This is a genomic window from Rhodopirellula sp. UBA1907, from assembly GCF_002337565.1.
In the GTDB taxonomy this organism is placed as follows: Bacteria; Planctomycetota; Planctomycetia; order Pirellulales; family Pirellulaceae; genus Rhodopirellula; species Rhodopirellula europaea.
Map to the genome: position 1 here is coordinate 87,722 of NZ_DDGH01000097.1, position 7,606 is coordinate 95,327.

The 7,606-nt window shown below is 55.3% G+C and carries 6 protein-coding genes, 1 other RNA gene and 1 pseudogene; 7 read left to right on the forward strand and 1 reads right to left on the reverse strand.

Going from position 1 to position 7,606, the window contains the following annotated elements; translation table 11 throughout:
• Positions 1–138 precede the first annotated feature (138 nt).
• From B2R17_RS23415 to B2R17_RS23430, 4 genes are all read left to right on the forward strand, one after another.
• Positions 139–756: a hypothetical protein gene (locus tag B2R17_RS23415; protein WP_286765915.1), complete on the forward strand. Its 618-nt coding sequence runs from the start codon at positions 139–141 to the stop codon at positions 754–756.
• 111 nt (positions 757–867) lie between these two features.
• Positions 868–1,247: a transfer-messenger RNA gene (gene ssrA / locus B2R17_RS23420) on the forward strand.
• Positions 1,248–1,541: 294 nt separating this feature from the next.
• Positions 1,542–2,330: an SDR family NAD(P)-dependent oxidoreductase gene (locus tag B2R17_RS23425; RefSeq protein WP_286765916.1), complete on the forward strand. Its 789-nt coding sequence runs from the start codon at positions 1,542–1,544 to the stop codon at positions 2,328–2,330.
• A gap of 41 nt (positions 2,331–2,371) precedes the next feature.
• Positions 2,372–3,217 carry an SDR family oxidoreductase gene (locus B2R17_RS23430; protein ID WP_286765917.1) on the forward strand — a complete coding sequence of 282 codons (846 nt, stop codon included), beginning with the start codon at positions 2,372–2,374 and terminating at the stop codon, positions 3,215–3,217.
• A 94-nt stretch (positions 3,218–3,311) separates the two neighbouring features.
• On the opposite strand, the gene B2R17_RS23435 is transcribed toward B2R17_RS23430, so the two are convergent.
• Positions 3,312–4,394 carry a succinylglutamate desuccinylase/aspartoacylase family protein gene (locus B2R17_RS23435; RefSeq protein WP_037250132.1) on the reverse strand — a complete coding sequence of 361 codons (1,083 nt, stop codon included), beginning with the start codon at positions 4,392–4,394 and terminating at the stop codon, positions 3,312–3,314.
• 1,454 nt (positions 4,395–5,848) lie between these two features.
• On the opposite strand from B2R17_RS23435, the gene B2R17_RS23440 reads away from it, so the two are divergent.
• The 3 genes and pseudogenes from B2R17_RS23440 to B2R17_RS23450 form a co-directional block, all read left to right on the forward strand.
• Positions 5,849–6,883 (forward strand): DUF1559 domain-containing protein, encoded by a 1,035-nt coding sequence (locus tag B2R17_RS23440; protein WP_286765918.1) that lies wholly within the window; start codon positions 5,849–5,851, stop codon positions 6,881–6,883.
• Positions 6,874–7,293: a hypothetical protein gene (locus B2R17_RS23445; RefSeq protein WP_414707395.1), complete on the forward strand. Its 420-nt coding sequence runs from the start codon at positions 6,874–6,876 to the stop codon at positions 7,291–7,293. The genes B2R17_RS23440 and B2R17_RS23445 overlap by 10 nt, the downstream gene beginning before the upstream one ends.
• Positions 7,294–7,312: 19 nt before the next feature.
• A pseudogene (locus B2R17_RS23450) lies at positions 7,313–7,606 on the forward strand (hypothetical protein); the annotation flags it as partial.

Here is a 7,606-nt window from a genome sequence, read left to right on the forward strand (position 1 = left end):
GTTGACTTCAATTTGATTGGGTTGAGGAAATGTTCAAAGATTGCTCAAGAAACTTCGCAGGCAGGCCGATTATCTTCCCAGACGATCTAATTTCCGCGACCCTCAAGGTCATTCTTCGCCTGACGAAGCCTTCCCACCATGACACGCCCCACCCAACAAAAACTGAGCGGAACCCTGCTTCTCACCTGTGTTGTGGCAGCCCTATCCGTCGTCGCGGCTGGATGTGCTCCGCTGCAGCTCAGCGCACTGAAGATGCCCAGCATGAAACCACCCAAACTCAGCGAAATGAGTGGGTTGGCGCCCGGTGGAAGTGATCCCGAATCGCGTTTCGACACGGTCGGTTCCGGAGCGATGATGACGACCGGAACATTCAACGAAGAGGTCTATCACAAAGTTCGCGAAGCCAAAGCGAACTCCTCGATCGTGTTGCAGATTGTCGGCGACCAAACGCCCGTTCGCGTGCTTCCGTTGCCACCGGCTTCGGGTGCGAACCCGCAGGGCCCATCCGTTTTCGTCAGCACGCTGCTCAAGCAAACTGGTGTCGACAAGCGTTTCGGACGCATGGAAGCGGTGCTCTATCGTCATTCAACCGATTCAGTCGAAGGCCATCGCATGGAAGTCCAATTTGCTGAACGCGGTGCCGGGGACGTTCGCCCCGAATCCGACTACGCACTGCGTGCTGGTGACCGCTTGGTCGTCCGTGAGAGCCAAAGTGGCGGATTGTCGTCATTGGTCGACATAGCGTTGCAGCGTTGATTTTGCCGGCGAATTTCAGCGTTTTATGAACAAATCATGCTGGAAATCACGACAAACCCCACGACGAAGAGTGAACCAATCGGGTAGAATGAACGTCTGATGAAGAAGCAAGGGGGCGACTTGGAATCGACCGGATGTCAAGAAGCGTATGCCTGCGTGTCGTGGTTGATCAGTTGGCCACGTAAAAAGCTGATCAAAAACTTTTAGTTGCAGAAGAAAACTTTGCACTGGCCGCCTAATTACAGGTAGCCCGGACTGATGGGGATCGCCGATGTCGCCTGAATGTCCGTCACAATGTCGGATCGTGACCCGTCTTACTCAAGACGCGGGTCGCTAAACAAGATTTGAGTTAGCGGATTCGGGAGCCTGTCAGGTAGCGCCCGATGAAGCGAAAAGGAATCTTCGAGATTCTGCAAATAGCTTGACTACACATGTAGACGGTATCGTGGATGCATCGCGGGACGGGAGTTCAATCCTCCCCGCCTCCACTTCAAAGCCTGGTTTTTGAATCGCAAGATTCGACAACCAGGCTTTTTTTGTGCGCTAACGGATAGGCCTCCGCGGAAAAGCCCGGCGGACGCATGACTCATCCAAACCGGCGGGCCAATCTTCGCAGCATCGTGTTTGCTTCGCACAGATTCAACCGCTGCAACGCTTCGATTGCTGATACTCGCATCGCCGCATCGTGAATGCTCGTTGCGGAGTCCGATCTGCAACGGACATTCCCCTCCCATCAGTGAGCTCGGCTCACTTCATTGAAGCAAAGAAACAAGAAGCAACGAATCATGGATCTACAACTCAACAACAAGACCGCACTTGTCACCGCATCCTCAGGCGGCATCGGGATGGCAATCGCAAAGAAAATCGCGGCGGAAGGAGCCACGACGATCATCAACGCTCGCAGCACTTCGAGCGTTCAAAAAGCAATCGATGAGATACAGAAAGAACTGCCGGAAGCGAAGCTGGTTGGACTGGTCGCCGACAACGGCACCACGGAAGGCATCGCGAAAACGATCGATGAACATCCCAACGTGGATATCCTCGTCAACAATCTCGGTATCTTTGAGCCGGTTGATTTCTTCGACCTGACCGACGACCAATGGAACGAGATCTTTGATATCAACGTGATGAGCGGTGTGCGATTGGCACGTCACTATCTGAAACGCATGCTCGATCAAGATTCCGGACGGATCGTGTTCATCAGCAGCGAATCGGCCATCGTGCCTTCGCCAGAAATGGCTCACTACGCGATGACCAAGACCGCTCAACTCACTCTTTCGCGAAGCCTTGCTCAACTGACGCGAGGAACCAAAGTGACGGTGAATTCAGTCTTGCCAGGTTCGACCGCGACACCGGGTGTTCAGAAGTTTGTTGGCGACTTGTTTCCAGACGAACCGTACGAGTCGGCGGAAAAACGATTCATGGCGGAGAACCGCCCCACCTCGTTGATCCAACGCCTCATCGATCCTGATGAGATCGCGAGCCTCGTCGCGTTTGTTGCCAGCCCGCTCGCGTCGGCCATCAATGGTGCCGCTTTGCGAAGCGATGGTGGTATTGTCCCGACAATCGCCTAACCTTCCGGTGCACCCAACTCCTGACATCAACTAGGAACTCGATGATGAAGATTGCAATCACTTCCGCCAGCGGTCAACTGGGTGCCGCCATCGTGGAAGCCTCGGTCAACTTGGTCGGCGGCGACAACGTGATCGGTTTGGCGCGGACTCCCGAAAAAGCAAGCTCGCTCGGCATCGAAGTTCGTCCCGGTGATTACAACTCGCCAGTTGACCTGGAGAACTCACTTCAGGGCATCGACCATCTCTTGTTGGTGTCGGGCATGGATGCTCCCGAAAAACGGATTGAGCAACATCGCAATGTCATCGAAGCTGCCAAGCGTGCTGGTGTGAGCAAGATTATTTACACCAGCATCCAAGGAGCCGAAGAAGGAACCGCGTTCACACCGGTGGTGCAGAGCAATCGCCAAACCGAAACAGACGTCCGTGACGGCGGGCTTGATTGGGTGATTGGCCGCAACGGCATCTACATCGAGCCCGACGTCGACTACATCGACCAATACAAACAGCGCGGCGAAGTCGCCAACTGCGCCGGTGATGGAAAGTGCGGCTACACAACGCGGTCCGAACTCGCGTACGCTTATGCCAGAATGCTCACGGAATCAAAACACGACGGGCAGACCTACAACTTGCACGGCGAAGCGATCACGCAGCAACAGTTGACGAATTACCTCAATGAAACATTCGGAACCGATCTGAAGTATCGATCGATGTCAGTCGAAGAGTATCGCAACGATCGAACGGCTGAACTGGGTGAGTTCATGGGGAACATCATCGCGGGCATCTACGAAGGGATCCGCAATAGTGCGGTCGACAACCCAAGCCACTTCGCCCAGGCCGCCGGACGTGAACATTTGGATTGGAAGACCTACTTTGACCAACTGAAGTGATGAGTCCGTTCACAACACTCGGGTAAGAGCGAGGTTGCGGAAGCGTGTCTCATTCGAGTTTGCTGACACCGACCGCCGGCAAACATCAGATCATTCACGAATCCGTCTCATCCGTGTTGGTGATCGACTCGGGCGCGATGACATGAACGCTCGATGAAAACTGCTCAATCGCGTCTTGCTGAACCGAATCGTTCTCGGAGCGTTTTTCGTATGCGTTCGTCTGCTTCCGAGTCCCAAGCTTGCCAATGTGAACGACTGGTTCACCTGGTTTGACTGAGGGCAAGGTGCTGGCCCCGAGCACCACTCCGGAAAACGGTGCGAGCAATTGATTCTGGCCTTCGTTGAGCAAGCTGCAATTGGTTGCCAATGGTTGATCCTTTTTGACGGTCTCTCCCGGTGCAACATGCATTTGCATCAGGCCGCCACGCTCGGCACGGATCCATTTGGTGTGGCTGATGACGGTTTGCTTGATCGGCACATCGATTTCGCCATCGACCATCTCCAGCTTTCGAAGCACATTGAGAACCCCGCGGGTCATGCAGTCAATGACGGCGGATTCCATTCGCCAGACTTCACCGCCTTCGACAACGATCGTGGGCACGCCGCGATCAGTCGCTGATCGACGAAGCGATCCCTCCGGCCCCGGAGCGTCCAAGATAATCCCAGCGCCGAATGCTTCTGCCATCTCAGCGCACCTCGGATTGGACAAGTCCGCTCGAGCATTCGGGTAGTTGGTACGACGGACGGCGGCGGTGTGCAAGTCGATTCCGAAGTCGCACGGTTCAATCAACTGGTCAAAAATCGTTCGTGCCATTCGCGAGGACATGCTGCCCGTCTTTGATCCGGGAAAACACCGATTCAAATCGCGACGGTCGGGCAAATAACGCGAGTGACGCTCGTATCCGAGGATGTTGAGGACCGGGACCAGGATCAGCGTTCCCGAATGCAGTTCCCAAGACGAGTCGGCAAGGAGGTGCCGGATTGCTCCGGTCCCGTTCAGCTCATCACCGTGCAGAGCCGCGGTGACGAAAACTCGAGGCCCATCATTGATTCCGCGTCGAACGTGGATGGGGATCGTGATGTTCCGGCTGCTGTACGACTCCGAAATCGCCATCTCAGTGTTGAGACGCTCACCGGGCTCAGGTTCAACGTCGGGGAACAGTTTTGGAGGGAGCATGATGGAGATCGATCGAAAATTCGTTGATTGTGAAAAGTCTGGCAAACCATGGACGCTCTGTGCCGAAGCCATCCGAGGAAGCACCTTGCATTGTCTGATTGTGTTGTCTGCAAACCTACGATGGAACGGGGCCCGAATTCAACACTTGGCTGGAACATCGTCGAGCCTTCCTCCGCAACACGAAACAGCCTTTTGCAGAACGGCCCAGCCAATCTGGTGCCTGCCTGAATCCGCCTTCGAAGCCTTGCCCATTGCGTGGCGGCGAGAAAGCCGATCGTCGCCACCAGTACAGCACGATCCAATTCAACTCTACCATTGTGGCGAAGCTACAACCGTCGGTTCCTTGATCGATGACCACGATTGATCGAAAGTGTTGGCAACTGACTCCGCGAATGATGCGGTGCTTTATCCAGGAACGGTTAAGATTCTGGTATTCGCCGATCTGACCGGAACCGACTTCAACTTTCACGCTCAATCAAGACAAAGAACAATTCTTCGAACTTGTCGAACCGGTCGCAACGCCGTATCGTATCCGGCTCTGAGTCTTTGGTCGGACCTCCATTTCCGTTTCAATTGTCTCCCGTTTGGGTGAACAGTGATCCCGTCGATCCGTCCATTCACGACTTTCTTGCTCAGCGTCACGCTGTTGCTTGGCCATGCACCGGCTTGGTTGCATGTCGCCACGTGCAACCATGACGTCTGTCATCATGGTCTCTGCGATCACGGGCATGATTCTGCCGGGCATACAGCCCACGGAAATGCGGATCACGGACACATCGCGTCCCTTCCGCCAGAGTTTTCCGACGCTTTCGCGACCAAGGATGACACGCATCAGCAATGCTGCCATTTGCATGGTTGCGCTGAAACCGAGCAGGCTTCGCCCCAGAAAGAGTCGCCGGCAGCGCCACTTGAGTTCGTCAAAGACAACCGATCGCAACACGATTCCCATTCGTGCTGGATCTGCCAATCCCTTGCCGCTCCCACCGGTTTGATCGATCACGATCGAACCTTGATCACGTGCGAATGGATTGAATTTGCTTCTTGGCCCATGTGCCCATCGGCGGATGTTGATCCGTCCATTTCTTGGCCGCCTCTTCGTGGCCCTCCAATGCGTCTCGCCTGAGTTTCAGTCACTCCGCATTCGCCGTTTGCCTCGGTTTTCTGACCGAAGGTCCATCCCGCTGTTTGTCCGATCACGTCTTCGCGATTGACGGACCGGCGAGGGTCGGCACATGCGAAACCGCACAACTTCCTGAAACGGATGGTTGTTGTTGGTTGTGACTGCAGGCTCATAACGCAATCTGAATCCATCCATTGCCCCGCGTGTGCGTTTGCGACGAGCGGCGCCCGGTCCGACCAAACCTGTGTCGATCGACGTGCGCGCCGCGCGGGGCCCTTTCAATTTTCCTGCGCACTCACTGAATCAAAATCAAATGAGATCCACACCACTCCACATGCGTAACAGAAACACTCGCGGCGCGTTCACTCTGGTCGAATTGCTGGTGGTCATTGCCATCATCGGCATCTTGGTCGGATTGCTTCTGCCGGCTGTTCAGGCTGCCCGCGAAGCGGCGCGACGAATGTCATGCAGCAACCAGATGAAACAGATTGCATTGGCAACTCACAACTACGAGAGTTCGTTCAAATGCATTCCCGCCATGACGGGATCAAGCAGCTATTCCGTACAAGCTCGAGTGTTGCCATTCATCGAACAAGCGGGCCTGAGCGAGCTGATTGACTTTGAGCAGCCACTGTTGGTTGGCCCTCCTTGGGCCGCATCCTTCAACCCGGTTCTTCGCGATGCGGTTGAAACAGTCGTGCCGACATTTCTTTGCCCAAGCGAGGTGGGCGATCCGAGGTTCAGCACCACTTTCGCCGATGGCTCCGATGGTTTTTCGGGCGGACTGAGCTACATGTTCAGCTACGGCAGCGGCACAGACACCAACTACGACGATCGCTATCGAACCGACGGAATGGTTTGGGAAAACTCGTGGGCGAAGTTCCGTGACTGCTTGGACGGCACCAGCCAAACGGTGTTGTTGGCTGAGACGGTCATGGGCGATCAAACCAGCGGCATGACCGAGCCCACGCCCGCCGGCCCACACCGCCGAATCGCAAACTGGAGTGGAACCAGCGGCAACACCGCACCCAACCCAGGATTCCTCGAAGGCGGAACGCTGATACAGAACCCTGATTTGGAGACGGTGTTCCCGGCAAAGATCAGCTCGTACACCGGCAACCGCGGCTCAACTTGGATTCGAGGCGTTCCGTACGCCACGGTGATCAACGGGTACATGACACCCAACTCCAGAATCCCCGATGTCGGCATGCACGGCAGGGGCTTCTACTCATCGCGGTCGTATCACACCGGCGGATCGATGCACGCGATGCTTGATGGCAGCGTTCATTTCATGACCGAGTCAATCGATCGCACCTTGTATCACTCGCTGTTTTCGCGAGACGGCCGGGAGGTTGTCCAGTGGCCATGATCGCTCGCGTCTCAATCTGGTCAATGCTTTGCGCCGCTGTCGTTCTCGTCGGCTGCGATGACTCATCCACCACGTCACCATCTGAATCTGACACTTACGTGAAGGTCGTTTACGACGGCAAACCGCTTGCCAATGTGCAAGTGCTGTTGAAGCAAACCGACGACGGCGCCCCGCTCGCTCGTGCAATCACCAACGAACGAGGCTTTGCATACGTCTCCGAGTTACCAAGTCCTGAACCACAGGACTACATCGTCGCGATGGAATCCATCAGTGACGGCGGGTGGATGCTCAATCCATCTGTCATGAAGAAACTCGGCGACTCGCTTCATTTAAAACCTTTCTCGGAATCACCTCACCAAACGATCGAACTGCCACGGCGCGCCGTTCAATCACTTGTATCTAACCACTGAAAATCTGAAACCAACAATCATGACCATTCGATCATTCATATTGACCTTTGCGGCTCTTTCACTGATGGGTTCGTCGTCCGTGCACGCCGAAGGTCGCACCGTCGCTCGCCTCTTTTGGCAGGGCCATCAAAGCGCCAAACTGAAGTGGGCCGACTTGCAAAAATCGAAGGACGGTTACGCGCTGTCTGAAAACGATATCAGCGGATTCCCCGAACTCGACACGGACGATCAAACGCTTGTTCAGATGCAAGCCGATGACGGCTTGCTTGTCGTCGGCGTGCGTGACGAAGCCAACGGCGACATCGGTAGCGGG